Origin of the sequence: Dokdonia sp. Asnod3-C12, assembly GCF_045063975.1 — a bacterium.
Lineage (GTDB): Bacteria > Bacteroidota > Bacteroidia > Flavobacteriales > Flavobacteriaceae > Dokdonia.
In genome coordinates, this window is the sequence record NZ_JBEFNY010000003.1 from 2180542 (window position 1) to 2197121 (window position 16580).

Consider the following 16580-nt stretch of genomic DNA (forward strand, 5'->3'; position numbering starts at 1 on the left):
AAAATCACTCAATTATATAAGCTCCCTTTTCATAAGTACTATGAAAAGGGATTTTTTTGTTTAAACAAGTCGTTTTCCATCGAGTGATGTAGCTTTTGTAATTTGATGCATCTGCAATGATTTGAGCTTTCGGAAATCTCTCTGTAAGTCTATTTATATTAATCTTTGGGGACTGGGTGAGAAGTATGTAATCTGGATTTGCATTAGCTAATTGGTATATACCAAGGCTATCTACAACGAGTATTTCTTTTCGCTTAAAGCGAAAATAGTTCTGCATGAATTCTACGGCCACTTCATCTATACGTAAGCCATCCTTATAGTTGCGTACTCTGCTATCTTGAATTATGGTGTGTAATGAGTCTGTGCTATGTATTTTAAGCGTGGAGTTGTGGAAAGTACCTATCATGGTAGATTTACTTTTGTTGAAAATAGTGAGATGCGTATCGGGAGGATTGCTTTTCTCATAAATAATAATAGAGGTCAACAATACCATTGATAGAGATGCCGCTACAAGTCTGGGGTTATTGTATTTCTTGAATAAAGAAATACTAAAAATAATGCAGAGGTATAAGCCTATAAGAAATGCAAAACTTATCGTGATGTGATTTGTGATAAAGGCCTCCTTACTAGCCACCCAAAAAATAAATCCATTCATTAGGTCTATAGCGTAGCCATACGTGGTTACTAAAGCATCTGGTAAGATGTTTAATACAGCAAGCAATGCAACTAGGATACCACCGCCTAATATGATTCCTAGAAATGGAATAATGATAACATTAGATAGAAAAAATAATCCAGGAAACTGGTGGAAGTAAAATAAACTCAAGGGTAGCACGCCTAACTGAGCAGCTACTGAAACCGTAGCTATACCCCAGATAAGCTTATCTATATAATACCGCGGAGTATAAAAAGAAGACAGCCATGGCTGAATCCATAAAATTCCAATAACAGCGAGATAACTAAGTTGGAAGCCTACTTGATGTATGAGAAATGGATTGTATATAAGTAATAGTACGGCAGAAGCCATAACGGCATCTGTAGTTTTTCTTTTTCCGCCTAGCTGTTGTCCTACCTCAAGAAAGCTAAACATAGTCGCTGCCCTCAATACAGAGGGTGATAATCCAGTGATAAAAGCAAAAGCCCAAATCATAGCAATAATAATTATAGACCGAAGCCATCGTAGTTTGTAGTCTGCTATTGGTTTGGTGATAAAGCGTAGCAATAAAAGTATAATTCCTACATGTAGGCCCGATACGGCGAGTATATGCATCATTCCAGCAGATGCATAATTAGTGCTCATTTGCTTATCTATACCATTTTTCTGCCCAAGAACGAGTGCATCTATAACTGCAATCTGGTTGCGAGTAAATGAATGAGAATGAATTGCTTTTAGTACGCTTTCGCGAAAGCGTGATGACCACACCCTCAATCCGCTAGAGGTGTATTGAGATATAAGTAACTCGTTTTTATTGATTGACAGCTGTCCGTGTATTTGTTTTCTTTTAAAATAGCTCCCGTAATTAAATTGATATGGGTTTTGGGGTTTGGGGACAGGTAAGAGTAAAGCTCTTGTGTAATACCAATCTCCTACCCGAAGACGATGCGATACACTATCTCTATTGACATTGAGAATTACCTTACCTGAAGTAGCTTCTTTATCTATTTTCTTTAATGCAACAACATACTTGTCTTGGTACATTGAGGGCTTTAGCACTTCGTCTATAGAGAATAAAAAGGTGCTAGGGTTGCTAGTGTTTGTGTGAGTAAAATGCGTCTCGTTGTTTAGAGCGTTTGCTCTTTCAGAGGTTAAGTAGCCTATGGTTATAAATACAATGGAAATACCTACGGTAAACGCTATGGCGTTCAAAGGTCTTTTAAAAGCAAGTCTGTGTAGTAGAAAAAGTAACGCAATAGCTAGTAATAAAATAATAGCTATCCAAAGCATGGGGGCGCGGTAGGCGTCATAACAAATTATCCCAACAATGAGGGCGAGAAGTATTACTAAAATGGGTGTGTTAATCCTATTCAATATATTACTAATTAACCTTTTGTAAGGTGTAACTGTCAGTAATATAACAAATTATAATTTACAAGACGCGTCTGGCCATGATATATGCGTCATTCCAGTAACGCTCATTGAGGTTAGAAGTAAGAACACCTTTTGAGGTAGTGGCGTGTATAAAGTAAATGTCATCGCCAGTAACTTTTGTGACGAGTCCCACATGATTTATGCGTTTGCTACTTTTGTTCGTTCTAAAAAATAATAAATCACCCTTAGAGATTTCTTTGTCTTTTATAGGCTGTCCTCTTTCTGCCATCTGTCTGGAGATACGAGGTAAGACTATATTTTCTTTTTGAAAAGCAGTATAAATCAATCCAGAGCAGTCCATTCCCTTTCTTGTAGTACCGCCAAATTTATAACGAGTACCACTAAAGGCTTGTGCTTGCTGGATAATGCGGTCTGTCTTTGATGAACTTATATCTTTAACCCTAGCAGTAGTTCTAGTTTTTGTTCTAGATGTTGTTGTTTTTGAACTTCCGCAAGAAGTCAGTAAAAAAAGTAAAGAAACTACTGTGACTATGTATTTCATATAAACGGGCTAGTGTGTTCTAATTGCTAAGCTGTGCTTTGGTAGTTGCAACAATGAGAGATGCAGTTTTTTGACTTGCTCCAGCTCCACCTAATTTTTTCTCAAGCGCAAAATAGTCCTCAAAAAGAGTGGCACGATAATCATCATTAGTAATCTTGTCAAGTTCCTTTTTTAATTGTGCTGTATTGAGATCCCCTTGAATTAATTCTTTTACCACCTCTCGGTCCATAATAAGATTTACTAGGGAGATGTATTTTGTTTTGATAATGCGTTTTGCAATACTGTATGAGACGGCATTTGCTTTGTAACAAACTACCTGTGGTACTTTAAAAATTGCCGCTTCTAGCGTTGCCGTACCAGAAGTGATTAAAGCTGCATTTGCAAAACTTAAGATGTCGTAGGTTTTATTCATCACTAGTTTTACCGGGTAATCTTTAAGGAAAGGTTGGTAAAAAGATACCTCTTGGCTCGGCGCTCCAGCGATTACAAATTGATAGTCTGGATAATCATTTACTACACTTAGCATGACATCTAGCATAGCGCTTATTTCTTGTTTACGACTTCCTGGAAGTAGGGCAATCATAGGTCGCTCATCAAGGTCGTGTTCTTTTGTAAAAGCAACTGGATCTGCTTGCTCACGACCAGCAACGGCATCCAGAAGTGGATGACCTACAAAATATACTTTGTAGTCATGCTCGTCATAAAAATCCTTTACAAAAGGTAATATCACATACATGTGATCTACATAGGCTTTGATCTTTTTAACACGACTAGCGCGTGATGCCCATACCTGCGGACTTATATAATAGTGCGTAGTAACACCTAATGGTTTTGCCCACTCTGCAATGCGCAAGTTAAAACCAGAGTTATCTATAAGTATGAGCGCATCTGGTTCAAAACGGGCAATATCTCTCTTACAATCTTTAATAAGACCTGTGATCTTACGCAAGTTTATGACAACCTCCATAAAGCCCATAAAAGCACGCTCTTTGTAATGTGTCACAAGAGTGCCACCTACTTCCTGCATGAGATCACCACCCCAAAAGCGTATATCTGCCTCTGGATCCTCTTTATACAATGATTTCATAAGGTTTGCACCATGTAAATCACCACTGGCCTCGCCTGCAAGAATGTAATATTTCATTAGGTAAACATTAATATCATTGTTACAAATGCAATAGTAATCGTAGCAAGAAGAACGCCTCTCGCTCTCGCATCTTGTCCTTGTCTAAGCATCATAAAAAACGCAAGCAGATTAAGAACGGCACCTATTGCCATAATTTTGCCTAAGCGACCTTCAGACACTGCAGTTTGAAGTACGTTTGTGATAGTTCGGTCTTGTGTGCTTCCTATGTACAGAGAAAACAACAGTACACCTATTGCGTTTGCAATGAGTCCAACTACAATCCCTATAATGATGTCTTTTTTCATATGTAATGTTTCGGCTTTCGCCAAAATTTGAATTCTTTACAAATATGCTTATCGTTTTAAAATTTTCGCGAAAGCGGAATTCTCAACCTCAAGCTATAGAAAGATATTGATGCGTTTCAAAGTTACGATTGCTTTGTAAACTTTAGACTAGTCTTCCCACTCATTTAATTCTTGTAAAAAGTGATGCGCCGTGAGGTCAAATTGCACTGGCACAACAGATACATATCCTTGAGATAGTGCCCACTCATCAGTGTCTTCTCCCTTGTCTTGATTTACAAACTCACCAGTGAGCCAGTAGTAATCTCTGCCCATAGGGTTAGTGCGCTTGTCAAAATCTTCTACCCATTGCGCTTTTGCTTGACGGCATACCTTAGTACCTTTAATTTCGGCTGCTGGTAGTTTTGGGATATTTACATTTAAAACAATTCCCTTAGGAAGTCCATTTTTTAATACTTGGCGAGTTATACGCTCCACATATTTTTTTGCAGGCTCAAAATCGGCATCGTGACTGTAGTCTAATAGTGAAAATCCTATTGCTGGGATGCCTTCTACACCAGCTTCTACTGCTGCGCTCATCGTACCACTATAAATTACATTGATGCTGGAGTTGCTGCCGTGATTTATGCCGCTCACACAGATGTCTGGCCTGCGAGGTACAATCTGCTGGTTTGCAAGTTTTACACAATCTGCTGGAGTTCCAGAGCATGTGTATTCTTTATGTGTCGCCGCAGAATCGAGTTTTACAGGGTCACAGTAAAGTGTATCGTTTATGGTAATGGCGTGTCCCATGCCACTCTGCGGGCTATCTGGCGCTACAACAATAACATCACCTATGGTAATCATTACATCTATAAGGTTGCGTATTCCGGGAGCGGTAATACCGTCATCGTTGGTAACAAGTATTAATGGTTTATTGTTCATAAGAGGAGTTGTAAACTAAGCACGAAAATACGTAAATTGTACTTCAATTCGAGCGACAGTCGGGTTTAACAAAAGATTACGAAGGTTAATCTTATCGTGGCACAATTTTTAATGTACATTGCTAGTTACATGCAAATAAAAGATTTTATGAAAAGGAATTTAAAATTAATCGCAGTAGTACTCCTCTTCTCGGTAGCGAGTTGCAGCTTTACTACAAAGTCATTTGATGATCCAGATAAGGATAAGACATTACTTGATCTTATTTCTTATTTACTTGAGAGAGGTCATTATGATGCAAAAGATATTAATGACGAATTCTCTGCAGCGGTGTTTGATGATTACATAGATGCATTAGATCCATATCGCCGTTTCTTTTACAAAAAAGATATTGAGGAATTTGAGAAGTATAAGGATAAAATAGATGATGCTATTAGAGATAAGGACTTGACGTTCTTTGATCTTACTTACTCACGTCTTATGGAGCGTACGAAGGAAGCAAATGAGATTCAAGCAGACTTGCTAGAAAAGCCATTTGACTTTACCGAAGATGAAATCTTAGATACAGATTATGAAAAGCAACCCTTTGCAAAAAATAAGAAAGAGCTTAAAAATCGCTGGAGACAGCAATTAAAACTCAATGCATTGAGTTCTTATTTTGACAAAAAGGAAGAGCAAGAAAAAACACCTGAAGAAGGTGAAGAAGAGGTTGCTGCAGATGAGCCAAAGGAGATTCTTAGTGACGAAGCATTAGAGCTAAAGGCTAGAAATGAAGTAAAGGATAATACAAAGGAGTTTTTTGAATTTACAGATGAACTAGAACGTCAAGATTACTTTGCAATATTCTTGAACGCAGTAGTGGAGGAATTTGATCCTCACACATATTACTTTGCTCCTGTAGCAAAAGATCGTTTTGATACTCAAATGAGTGGTCAGTTTCAAGGAATAGGTGCGAGACTTCAAAAGAAAAACGGAGAGATAAAAATTACAGATGTTATTTCTGGAGGTCCAGCATGGAGAGGTGATGAGCTGCGCGAGGGTGATGTTATTATGAAAGTGCGTCAAGAAGACGAGAAAGATGCTATTAGCATTGTGGGGATGCGTTTACAAGATGCAATAGAATATATCAAGGGGCCTAAAGGAACTAAGGTGATTCTTACTGTAAAAACAAAACTAGACGGAAGCACGCAGAATATTACTATAGAAAGAGATATTGTTGAGCTCGAAGAAACCTATGCAAAATCTGCCGAGGTTGAAAAAGATGGTAAAAAGTATGGTATTGTAAATCTTCCTAAGTTTTACTTTACGATGGATGATTACAAAGAGAAGAACGCTGCAAGTGATGTAAAGAAAGAAATAGAGCGTCTTAAAGAAGAAGGAATGGAAGGTCTAGTTATCGACCTTAGAAATAACGGAGGAGGATCTCTAAAAACAGTAGTAGACATTGCTGGATTATTTATTAAAGATGGACCTATTGTGCAAGTAGCTTCTAGTGGCGATGAGCCAGAAGTACTTGAAGATGCAGATTCTTCTATTTTATGGGATGGACCACTTGTGATTCTTGTAAATGAAATATCTGCTTCTGCAAGTGAGATTCTCGCAGCAGCAATGCAAGATTATAAACGAGCAATCATCATAGGAGGTAAACAAACATACGGGAAGGGAACTGTGCAAAATGTTGCAGACCTTAACCAGTACTTACGTAAAAACCCTTATGGAGATCTTGGAGCTCTTAAGTTGACTACGCAGAAATTCTACCGTGTAAATGGTGGGTCTACTCAGCTAGAAGGAGTGAAGAGTGATGTAGTGGTTCCGGATCGTTTTAAGTATATCGACATAGGAGAGCGTGATCAAGAAAACCCGCTTCCTTGGGATAAAATAAAAGCTGCAAGTTATGACGTGTGGGATGGTTATGTAGATTTTGATGAAACTATCGAAAACAGTGTACAACGTATGTCTAAAAGCGAGCATTTACAACTAGTAGATGATTATGCTAAGTGGATTAAAGATCGTAGAGATGATCAACAATGGTCACTTAATTATTCAAAATACAAGGAGCGTCTCGCGCAAAGTGAGGAGTTTGCAAAGAAATTTGATGCGATAGATGATTATGATACGAAGCTATCATACAAGTCACTTCCTTATGAGCAGAAGCTTTTTGAAAGTGATACTATTTTAAAGGAAAAGCGTGATCGCTGGCACAAGAATTTAGCCAAAGATGCTTATGTAGAAGAGGCATTAAATGTGCTTAAGGATCTCAAAATAAATAATATAAGAAAAGATAAACTTGCTGCGATAAAAGATTAATTAATGTCGCAACGAGCAAATTCTTTAACAGGCTTAGCGCTCCAAAAATTCAAAAAGAATTTTTGGGGCGTTTTGAGTTTACTATATATTGTGTTGTGTGGTCTTGCAGCATTGTTTGCCTATGTGATCGCACCAGATAGTAGTGAGAACGCAAATCAAATGCACCTCTCTATTCACTCTCAAGGCCCAGGATTTACGGTAGATATACTCACCATACCCGCTCAGGTTGATGCAAGTCAAAGTTTCTTTTCAAAATGGTTTTCTGGCAGTAAGAATGCGAGTACAGAGATTCCTGTTACTTCGTATACCATTTCAGAAAGTAGTATTTCTTACATCCAGTATGTAGGCGATGGAGTAGAAGGAATGCCTAAAACGCTGGAAGTAGATGGTATTAAGGATTATAACGCTTTCGCGAAAGCGAATATCTCCTCACGTACATTTTTGTTAGGTACAGATAAGTATGGTCGGGACTTACTAAGTCGTATGCTTATAGGTGCGCGTATTTCCTTCTCTATAGGATTTGTTGCTGTATTTATTTCGCTTCTCATAGGCTTACTTATGGGGTCACTTGCAGGGTATTTTGGAGGAAAGATTGATGCTGCAATCATGTGGGTGATTAACGTGACCTGGTCTATACCTACATTATTACTTGTAATTGCTATAACCCTAGCTTTAGGAAAGGGGTATTGGCAGGTTTTTATTGCTGTAGGCTTAACCATGTGGGTTGAGGTAGCCCGTGTAGTACGAGGTCAAGTAATGGGAGTAAAACAAATGCAATATGTAACCGCAGCGAGAGCGCTAGGTTATACAGATGGACGAATCATCATCAAGCATATATTGCCTAATGTGATCGCGCCACTTATCGTGATCTCTGCAGCAAATTTTGCTGGAGCCATCTTAATAGAAAGCGGTTTGAGCTTCCTCGGGATAGGTGCTCAACCGCCTACGCCTAGCTGGGGAGCGATGATTAAAGACCACTATAGCTACATCATTCTAGGGAAACCTTATCTTGCACTCATTCCCGGTGTAGCAATCATGCTACTCGTTATGGCTTTTATGCTCGTGGGGAATGCGCTAAGAGATGCGCTGGATGTGAAAAGTTAAAATTTTTATTTTTTTTGGGGTAAGATTTTCATTATTGAATAACATACTTGTATATCCAATGATAAAAGTATGACTGATCTTCTCTTGAAACTCCTGAAAAAAGCTGCAATTACCAGTGTTAATAAGCAAGATCTACATTTACAATTATTATCGCACACAGATTACCCAAGTCTTAAATCTATAACCGATTCTCTTGATTATTTTGGTATTGAAAATGTTGCTGCAAATGTCCCCCATGATGCATTAACTCAACTTCCCTCATCATTCTTGGCACTCATTCATTTAGAAGGTAATAATGAACTAGTACTAGTACATCAAGAAAGATCAAAAATTCATATAACCTTTGATTCAGGAAAAACAAAGAAATTTAAGGTTGATGAATTTAAAAATTTATGGACGGGGACTATCATAGCGATTGAAGTTCCTGAAAATATATCTTCAAAAAATCAATATCATGTGCCAAGAGAAAGGCTCTATGTAGTATTATTTATACTTCTTATTTTGGGAATTTATAGTTTTCAAGAAGTTAGTCTAGTATCTAATATCTATATAGCGTTAAGCCTTTGCGGTCTTGGAATTAGCTACTTAGTTGTTAAGGAGGTAGAAGGTGCGGGAAATCCAATTGTCGCAAAAGTTTGCGGTGCAATTACCTCTGATGTAAAGGGGTGTGGTACTGTTATAAATAGTACAAAAGGAAAATTTTATAGAGGTTTAGGACTAGGCGATTTATCATTAATGTACTTTTTAAGTATTACAGTTAGTAGTGCAATCTTAGGGGTAAGTACTAGTGCATTTTTTGTGATCGCCTTTTTGTCCTTACCAATAATCATATATACCCTATATACACAAGCGGTAGTTTTAAAAAGTTGGTGTTTGCTTTGCTTAGGCATAGCTGCGGTATTACTATTACAATTTACAGTTTTGGGTATTTCATTTTCAGGATGGGATTTTTCCTTATCGTACACGGTTAGTGGGTTACTCTTAACCACATTAGTCAGTATGGCTTGGCTTGGGGTAAAGCCAATACTTGAAAGTAAGAAGTTACTTAGTGAAGTTCAAAAAGACTATTTAATCCTTAAGCGTGATGTGTCAGTTTTAGACGCTATTATTAAAGAGAATAAAATTGAAGGTCTCGAGGTATTGAAAGAGGATTCTCAAATCTTTTTTGGTAATAGGGAGGGCATATTGCAGCTTACGGCATATACAAATCTTCTATGTGGTTTTTGTACTGAGGCGTTTGAAGCCTATGATACCTTATTGTCGCAATTTCCTGAGGATATTGGAGTGCAATTTATATTCAGTACACCTGATGATAGCACTAATCCAAGTACAATCATTTCAAAAAGAATTATAGAATTCTATAAAAAAGATCGCTCTAAAGCTTTTGAGGCTCTTAAGGATTGGTTTTCTATTAAAGATTTAGATCTATGGAAAGCGACTCATGGAGAAAGTAACTCGATGTTACATTCATTTGAAAGTATTCTTAATGAGCATCGCAGGCTAATAAGCTTGAATGGTATAAATTATACTCCAGAAACACTTATTAATGGCTCTAAGTTGTCTAGGAAACACTACAGGTATGAGGATGTCCCCCTATTTATAAATTACTTAAAGGAGCAAAAAGAAGAGGAGCCAGTCACGGTTTCTGTATAATTAAAATAAAAAAGAGCCCAGCGGTCACTGGACTCTCAAAACATTCTTGCAAGAATAGACACACACTGTGAGTGTCTCAAAATGTTCACGGTAAATTAATTATTAAATTTTATAGTATGTTAAAATCAATTCTAAATTTAGAAGGCGCTCAAGGCTTAACCAAGAATGAGCAGAAAGAGATTAATGGAGGTGTTGAAGTTTATATCCATATTACAAATGAAATAGCGTGTATCACCGTAGGCGGTTACTGGTCGGTAGGTGTTTGCTTCGAAGAGAACCCTACTGGAGGAGGTGGTGGTACTGGGCCAATAGGACCAGGAGATGGGGGTAGACCACCAATAATGAAATAATAATATCATTATAATTAAACAGGTCATTTCCAAAAATGACCTGTTTTTAATCTATCTCGTTTAAAAAAATGTCGAAATTCCCTTTTTACAAACAACCAGACACAAAAGATTGCGGCCCTACGTGCTTGCGTATTATCGCAAAACACTACGGTTATCAATTTTCTATTGGAGAGTTGCGAGGTCTTAGCGAGACCACACGCGAGGGAAGCTCATTATTAAATATTAGTAATACTGCTGAACATATTGGATTTAGAACCTTAGGGGTAAAACTCAATGTAGAAGTTCTAAAAAAAGCTGATCTGCCTAGTATTTTGCACTGGAACAATGATCACTACGTAGTTCTTTATAAAATTAAAAAGGACAAATACTATGTTTCAGATCCTGCACACGGTCTAATCACATACAACGAATCAGAGTTTCTAGAGCGTTGGATTGGGGTAAACGCAAAGCAAAAAGATGTAGAAGGAATTGCTTTACTTATAGAACCCACTCCAAAAATAAAAGAATACCAAAGCGAAGATCTAGAAGAGGAGAAAAAGAAGTTTGGATTTGCATTTCTTTTTCAATACCTCATTAGATATAAAAAATTTATAGTTCAACTCATCATTGGATTAGGTGCAGGAAGTTTGCTGCAGCTCGTAGTCCCATTTCTTACCCAGAGTATTGTAGATGTAGGGATACAAAATCAAGATATTAATTTCGTGTATCTTATTCTATTTGCACAAGTAGCCCTATTTATTGGGAGAAGTAGCATTGAGATTATACGAAGTTGGATACTCCTTCATCTAAGTACGCGTATCAATATCTCCTTAATATCAGATTTCTTTATTAAATTAATGAATCTTCCTATCGCATTTTTTGACACAAAAATGACTGGAGACATTATGCAGCGTATTAATGATCACCAGCGTATTGAGAGCTTACTCACTACTTCATCCCTAAACGTGCTATTTTCTGCAATTAACTTTATCGTGTTCAGTTTTGTGCTTGCATATTATAGTGGTCAGATATTTGGAATTTTCTTAGTAGGCAGTGTATTCTATTTTGGGTGGATATTAGTCTTTCTTAAAAAGAGAAAAGAGTTAGATTACAAAAGATTTTCACACGTAAGTGCAGAGCAAAGCAAGGTGATTGAGCTCATCAATGGAATGCAAGAGATTAAACTCCACAATGCAGAAAAGCAAAAACGCTGGCAATGGGAGCACGTACAGGCAAAATTATTTAATGTGTCCATAAAAAATCTAGCCTTAGAACAATATCAAAGTGTAGGTTCCGGACTTATTAATGAGCTTAAAAATATATTGATCACGGTCTTTTCTGCTACCTTAGTGATAAAGGGTGATATCACGCTAGGAATGATGCTAGCCATTACTTACATAGTAGGACAACTTAATAGCCCTATACAGCAGTTTATAAATTTTATACGCCAGGTACAAGATGCGAGAATTTCTATAGATAGACTAGCAGAGATTCATAACAAAGAAGAAGAGGATAAGATATCTGTTAATCAAATTACAAACCTAACAGGGACGTCTGGATTTGATTTAGACACTGTAGATTTTAGGTATGTTGGGACATCTGAACTTGTTCTTAAGGGGCTTACCTTAACAATACCTGCTAATAAAACGACAGCAATTGTAGGAACAAGTGGGAGTGGTAAAACTACTTTAATGAAACTTCTATTGAAGTTCTATGACCCTATTGCGGGAACGATTCATTTAGGATCACATAGCCTACAAGATGTGGCAAATAGAACGTGGAGATCTCACTGTGGAGTAGTGATGCAAGAAGGATATATTTTTAATGATACGATAGCTCATAATATCGCAGTAGGAGAAGATCAAATAGATCGTGAGAAATTAAAAAAAGCCATTCATCTAGCAAATATTCAAGATTATATTAATGGGCTCCCTCTTGGCTTAAATACTAAAATAGGGATGGAAGGTGTAGGTTTAAGCACAGGACAGAAGCAACGTTTACTTATTGCGCGGGCAATATATAAAGATCCAGATTATCTCTTCTTTGACGAGGCAACCTCCGCCTTAGATGCAAATAATGAAAAAGTAATAATGGAGAACCTCAATACTTTTTTAAAAGGGAAAACGGCCGTGGTGATTGCTCATAGATTGAGTACGGTAAAGAATGCAGATCAAATACTGGTACTAGATCAAGGAAAAATTGTAGAACAAGGTACACACCAGGAGCTAGTAAACCAGCGAGCAAACTATTTTCATTTAGTAAAAAACCAACTTGAACTAGGAAGTTAAGATGCCAGAGATACAATCAAACATACGAAGTGAAGCGGTTCAAGATATCTTGACAGCAGTACCTAACTGGATGATCAGATGGGGTAATACGCTTATGTTAATAGTATTACTTTTATTTTTTGTGCTGAGTTGGGTAATCAAGTATCCAGATGTTATAGAAGCTGGCGTATTAGTAACTACAGAAATGCCACCACAAAAGGAATATGCACAAGTAGGCGGTAAGCTCAAACACATATTAGTTTCAAATGCAGATACTGTAACTCAGTCTCAAGACCTCGCCGTAATTGAAAATACAGCAAATTATCAAGATATCTTATACATAAAAAGTATTATCGATACACTGTCATTTACAAAGGAGCGTTTTGATTTTCCCATTAATGAGATTCCATTGCTGTTCTTGGGAGAAGTAGATGGTAGATATGCCACTTTTGAAAATAATTATATTGCTTATGATCGTAATCGTACACTCAAGCCATTTAGTAATAAACAAGTAAACCAGCGATTAACTCAAGTAGAAATTAGATCTAGATTGTCAAATTTATATACGCAACAATCTATTCAGAAAAAGGAATTAAGGTACCAAGAATCAGATTACAAGCGTCATAAAGACCTTTTTAATAAAGGAGTTATTTCATTACAAGAATTTGAACAAAAGGAACTTGTGTACCTCCAGTCTAAGCGGAATTATAATGCTTTAAGAAATAGTATCTCACAATTGCGAGAAACGCAATCAACCACTATTAGTAGTTTTGAGATAGAAAAAACAAACCAATCGGGTGAAGATATAAGACTGTTAAGAAGCACTATTCAATCATTTAATCAACTTAAGAAAGCGATTTACGATTGGGAGTCCACCTATGTGTTGAGATCAGAAATAGAAGGTACTGTATCTTTTTTAGATTTCTGGAGTATTAATCAACAGGTGCGACCAGACGATTTGATTTTTACTATAATTCCGAGTGATAATAAAAGGCATATTGCTAAGCTGAAGATCCCAGCACTCAATTCAGGGAAGCTCGCCATTGGTCAAAAGGTGTTCTTGGAACTTGAGAAATTTCCAGAGAATGAATATGGGAAGTTAACTAGTTCTGTTGATAAAATCTCTGCAGTTACAGATAGAGAAGGTAATTACCTTGTAGATGTTATCTTAGAAGAAAAGCTTATAACTACGTATGGGAAAGAAATTCCATTCCAAAGTGAGATGAGAGGGACTGCAGCGGTGATAACAAAAGATCTAAGGCTATTAGAGCGTTTTTTTTATCAAATACGTGGAATCTTTCAAGGTTAATTTTTGTTGCGCTTTCGCGAAAGCATAACACTTATAACTACTGTAATTATAATACTACATAGCACATAATATCTCCAGTTATTGTTGCTTAATGGCACAGGATCAATAGCTCCAGTTAATATAAATGAGGACCAGTAATAGGGAGAAAGTTCTGATCCAGAGTGGGTAGCTAGGTATGTTAATTTTGCCTCTCGCAATGCCGAAGATTTTGTTTTTCCCTTACTTAGATGTTCATAAAAGGCATCCATTAATTGGTAGGTTGCTTTGTCATCTACTTTCCATAAAGAGGATAGTGTCCCTTGCGTTCCTCCATGAAAGAATCCTCTGGCAAGACTTAAAATGCCTTCTCCAGCAGCAATCTCTCCAGTAGTAGTCTCACAAGCGCTTAATACTACTAATGATGCATTATTAGGGAGTGCACTTAATTGGTCAAGATAAATCTTATCATCAGAAAACTGTATCCAAGGATCATCATTGTCTGAACTCGCGTGTGTAGCTAGGTGTAGTATTTTTGATTTGTCAACAGTGTTTATGAAATTTGTAGTAGATGCATTAGTTCCTGAAAACAATGTGCTATTTATATGATTGTCAATCATTTCAATTTCACGTTCAGAATTTTCAAGTGATGGCATATTTTGAAATCGTACGGGAGCAAACGCGTTAAGATTATCTGTCGTTGTAGGAGTATGGGCTTTTTCTCTATTCAGTTTGTTAAAAGCTACACTAAATAAGTAATGAATCTCGTTATCTTCTATGAGATACTGCACTGGTTGCTCTACCGGACTCGTCACTAGAGCCTCAAAGGGTAGCGTGTTCAAGTATCTGTCTGGAATGATGGTAAGATGTTTATCCTTTAGGTGAGTTCTTATTTGCTCAGGAATAATTTTATCATAAAGTGATATTGATACGTTTTGAAATTCTTTGAAATCGATTGTTGTTTGTTGTTTGACTCTTAATTTCTTCAAGAAGCTATTAGATAAATCCTTTAAAATACTAAGGTCATTAATTTCAAAGATGAGTTTTTCTTTACTCATGATAAGGATACCATACCCCGTTTCTGTATTTGGCGCTAGACCAAAACCATTATCTGCCGAAATATGATAAGTTAGTATTGCTTCATCCTTATTTAATGATTTTTGTGTTCCTGCAATCGTATAAAATGAAAAATTAGTAGTCAGACTATCCTTTGGATATAGATTGCTTTTAATAATCTCTTTATGAATCCAGTCTAGGCTGTCTTGCAATACAATCGTTTTTTTTAAGGAGTCTATTTGTATAGCTGTAGATCGTTCCAAACGGTTGATCTGTGATTTCCATAGTCTTCGCTTTTTTAAAATAAAATCTGGAATATTTGAAGATTGTAATTCCTTTAAATTTGCTCTTTCTTCATAAAGAAGCAAAGCTTTACTTTTCTCCATAAATAAAAAAGCGCTTTCTAGATCATTTGCTGTAAAGCAAGATCGTATGGCTCTGCTATAAATTAGTGCTGCTTGTTCTCTCCATAAAAGTTTTGATTGTATACTTACATCACTATTAAAATAGTTGTCAATAATGCGATCTGAGTATTTGAAGAACTGAATAGAGGTATTTAAATCTATTTTGTTTTTACTCTTTAAATATCTCAAATAGTATGTTTCTGCTAGATTAGAGAGGGTGGTCTTCAAATTAAAAGTAGATTTTTCAATAGAAAGTAAGTTGTAAATTTCTTTATTATCTAAATATTGAAGACTTTCATTTAAAGCCAATTCTATTGCTTTAACTTGTGATTTAATAGATTGGTCATAATTCCCTAACCTAGCTTGGTTGAGACCAAGATTTGCGTAAATAACACTGCGTTGATTGTAGTCATTTTGGTCTACGTATTTTAGAGCTTCCTCGAGGTTATGAATACTTTTTTCTGGTGACTCAATGTCTAAAATTGTACCATAACTCATATAAGCTTGGGCAATAAAACTAGAATCTTTTATTTTTTTTGCTAAATCAATTGCTTTTAATAAATAAGGTTCACCTTTCTGAATATTTCGGTTTTCGTAAGCGGTGTAAAAGTTACCAAGAACTAAATTTAGTCTATATAAATTCCTGGTAGAAGGTGTGTAGTGTATTGATAAAGAATCGGCTATGAGAAGTTTACGTTCAATTTCTGATCTTGCAGTTTCTCCGCTAATTTTATTATAAGTATAAGTAGAGTAAATAGTATTTTTTATTAATTTATCATAGTCACAAATGTTATGTAACTCTATTTCTGAAAGGTTATAATATATCATAGAAGTTTGGTAGTCTCCTATTTCATTATAATCATCAGCAATCCGATATAGTGCTTTTAAGTAATAGCCGTCATAATTTTTTTCTTTTATAATAGATTTCAGCGTAAGAATACTTGCATTATAATTTCCTGATCTCCTGTAAATCGTACTGCTTTGAAATCGTCTTTGTTCGAGTACTCTTTTATCAGAAGGCGGAGTGTTTTCGATTAATTTTAAAAGAGTTGATAAGCTTTTTTCTAATCTGTTTTTCCTGTAGAGCCAAACCACAAAAGAATCTGATATTCTAAAATAATCTGAACTTTCTTTATTTTTTGATTCAATCTGTACTAATGAATCTATTGACATTATTTTAATGTCAATAGATTTATTAGTGCCAATAATTTGTTTGTAAACTGCGAAATTTTGAG

General features: G+C 36.2%; 12 protein-coding genes. 6 read left to right on the forward strand and 6 right to left on the reverse strand.

Annotated elements, in window-relative coordinates; all coding sequences use genetic code 11:
* Positions 1-4: 4 nt before the first annotated feature.
* The 5 genes from ACJJVW_RS09920 to surE all read right to left on the reverse strand — a co-directional run bounded on the left by ACJJVW_RS09920 (position 5) and on the right by surE (position 4943).
* Entirely contained in the window at positions 5-1945 is a 1941-nt protein-coding gene (locus ACJJVW_RS09920; RefSeq protein ID WP_405251610.1) for a ComEC/Rec2 family competence protein, read from the reverse strand.
* Positions 1946-2087: 142 nt separating this feature from the next.
* Positions 2088-2591, reverse strand: a complete 504-nt coding sequence (locus ACJJVW_RS09925; RefSeq protein ID WP_339848913.1) for a C40 family peptidase — start codon at positions 2589-2591, stop codon at positions 2088-2090.
* Positions 2592-2610: 19 nt separating this feature from the next.
* Positions 2611-3735, reverse strand: a complete 1125-nt coding sequence (gene lpxB, locus ACJJVW_RS09930) for a lipid-A-disaccharide synthase (protein ID WP_405251612.1) — start codon at positions 3733-3735, stop codon at positions 2611-2613.
* A complete protein-coding gene (locus ACJJVW_RS09935) occupies positions 3735-4022 on the reverse strand; it encodes a hypothetical protein (RefSeq protein WP_396598079.1) in 288 nt (95 codons plus the stop codon). The genes lpxB and ACJJVW_RS09935 overlap by 1 nt, the downstream gene beginning before the upstream one ends.
* Before the next feature lie 147 nt (positions 4023-4169).
* Positions 4170-4943 carry a 5'/3'-nucleotidase SurE gene (surE, locus tag ACJJVW_RS09940; RefSeq protein ID WP_405251615.1) on the reverse strand — a complete coding sequence of 258 codons (774 nt, stop codon included), beginning with the start codon at positions 4941-4943 and terminating at the stop codon, positions 4170-4172.
* A 147-nt stretch (positions 4944-5090) separates the two neighbouring features.
* Here surE and ACJJVW_RS09945 point away from each other — a divergent pair, with 147 nt between their 5' ends.
* The 6 genes from ACJJVW_RS09945 (at position 5091) to ACJJVW_RS09970 (ending at position 13909) form a co-directional block, all read left to right on the forward strand.
* Positions 5091-7247: a carboxy terminal-processing peptidase gene (locus ACJJVW_RS09945; RefSeq protein ID WP_405251617.1), complete on the forward strand. Its 2157-nt coding sequence runs from the start codon at positions 5091-5093 to the stop codon at positions 7245-7247.
* A gap of 3 nt (positions 7248-7250) precedes the next feature.
* Positions 7251-8351 (forward strand): ABC transporter permease, encoded by a 1101-nt coding sequence (locus ACJJVW_RS09950; protein WP_405251619.1) that lies wholly within the window; start codon positions 7251-7253, stop codon positions 8349-8351.
* A gap of 69 nt (positions 8352-8420) precedes the next feature.
* The gene (locus ACJJVW_RS09955) at positions 8421-10004 is read left to right on the forward strand and encodes a vitamin K epoxide reductase family protein (protein WP_405251621.1); all 1584 of its coding nucleotides are present in this window, start codon (positions 8421-8423) and stop codon (positions 10002-10004) included.
* 116 nt (positions 10005-10120) lie between these two features.
* Complete coding sequence (locus ACJJVW_RS09960; protein ID WP_405251624.1) at positions 10121-10354, forward strand: hypothetical protein; 234 nt, start codon at positions 10121-10123, stop codon at positions 10352-10354.
* A 68-nt stretch (positions 10355-10422) separates the two neighbouring features.
* Positions 10423-12621 carry a peptidase domain-containing ABC transporter gene (locus ACJJVW_RS09965; RefSeq protein WP_405251626.1) on the forward strand — a complete coding sequence of 733 codons (2199 nt, stop codon included), beginning with the start codon at positions 10423-10425 and terminating at the stop codon, positions 12619-12621.
* Position 12622: 1 nt separating this feature from the next.
* A complete protein-coding gene (locus ACJJVW_RS09970; protein WP_405251629.1) occupies positions 12623-13909 on the forward strand; it encodes an HlyD family secretion protein in 1287 nt (428 codons plus the stop codon).
* Here ACJJVW_RS09970 and ACJJVW_RS09975 read toward each other — a convergent pair.
* Entirely contained in the window at positions 13906-16518 is a 2613-nt protein-coding gene (locus tag ACJJVW_RS09975; RefSeq protein ID WP_405251631.1) for a CHAT domain-containing protein, read from the reverse strand. The two genes, ACJJVW_RS09970 and ACJJVW_RS09975, sit on opposite strands and share 4 nt — an antisense overlap.
* Positions 16519-16580 lie beyond the last annotated feature (62 nt).

Bases quoted from the DNA above. Each gene is read 5' to 3' on its own strand.
- ACJJVW_RS09920 (WP_405251610.1), bottom strand. From the start codon at position 1,945: ATGCTTTGGATAGCTATTATTTTATTACTAGCTATTGCGTTACTTTTT.
- ACJJVW_RS09925 (WP_339848913.1), bottom strand. From the start codon at position 2,591: ATGAAATACATAGTCACAGTAGTTTCTTTACTTTTTTTACTGACTTCT.
- lpxB (WP_405251612.1), bottom strand. From the start codon at position 3,735: ATGAAATATTACATTCTTGCAGGCGAGGCCAGTGGTGATTTACATGGT.
- ACJJVW_RS09935 (WP_396598079.1), bottom strand. From the start codon at position 4,022: ATGAAAAAAGACATCATTATAGGGATTGTAGTTGGACTCATTGCAAAC.
- surE (WP_405251615.1), bottom strand. From the start codon at position 4,943: ATGAACAATAAACCATTAATACTTGTTACCAACGATGACGGTATTACC.
- ACJJVW_RS09945 (WP_405251617.1), top strand. From the start codon at position 5,091: ATGAAAAGGAATTTAAAATTAATCGCAGTAGTACTCCTCTTCTCGGTA.
- ACJJVW_RS09950 (WP_405251619.1), top strand. From the start codon at position 7,251: ATGTCGCAACGAGCAAATTCTTTAACAGGCTTAGCGCTCCAAAAATTC.
- ACJJVW_RS09955 (WP_405251621.1), top strand. From the start codon at position 8,421: ATGACTGATCTTCTCTTGAAACTCCTGAAAAAAGCTGCAATTACCAGT.
- ACJJVW_RS09960 (WP_405251624.1), top strand. From the start codon at position 10,121: ATGTTAAAATCAATTCTAAATTTAGAAGGCGCTCAAGGCTTAACCAAG.
- ACJJVW_RS09965 (WP_405251626.1), top strand. From the start codon at position 10,423: ATGTCGAAATTCCCTTTTTACAAACAACCAGACACAAAAGATTGCGGC.
- ACJJVW_RS09970 (WP_405251629.1), top strand. From the start codon at position 12,623: ATGCCAGAGATACAATCAAACATACGAAGTGAAGCGGTTCAAGATATC.
- ACJJVW_RS09975 (WP_405251631.1), bottom strand. From the start codon at position 16,518: ATGTCAATAGATTCATTAGTACAGATTGAATCAAAAAATAAAGAAAGT.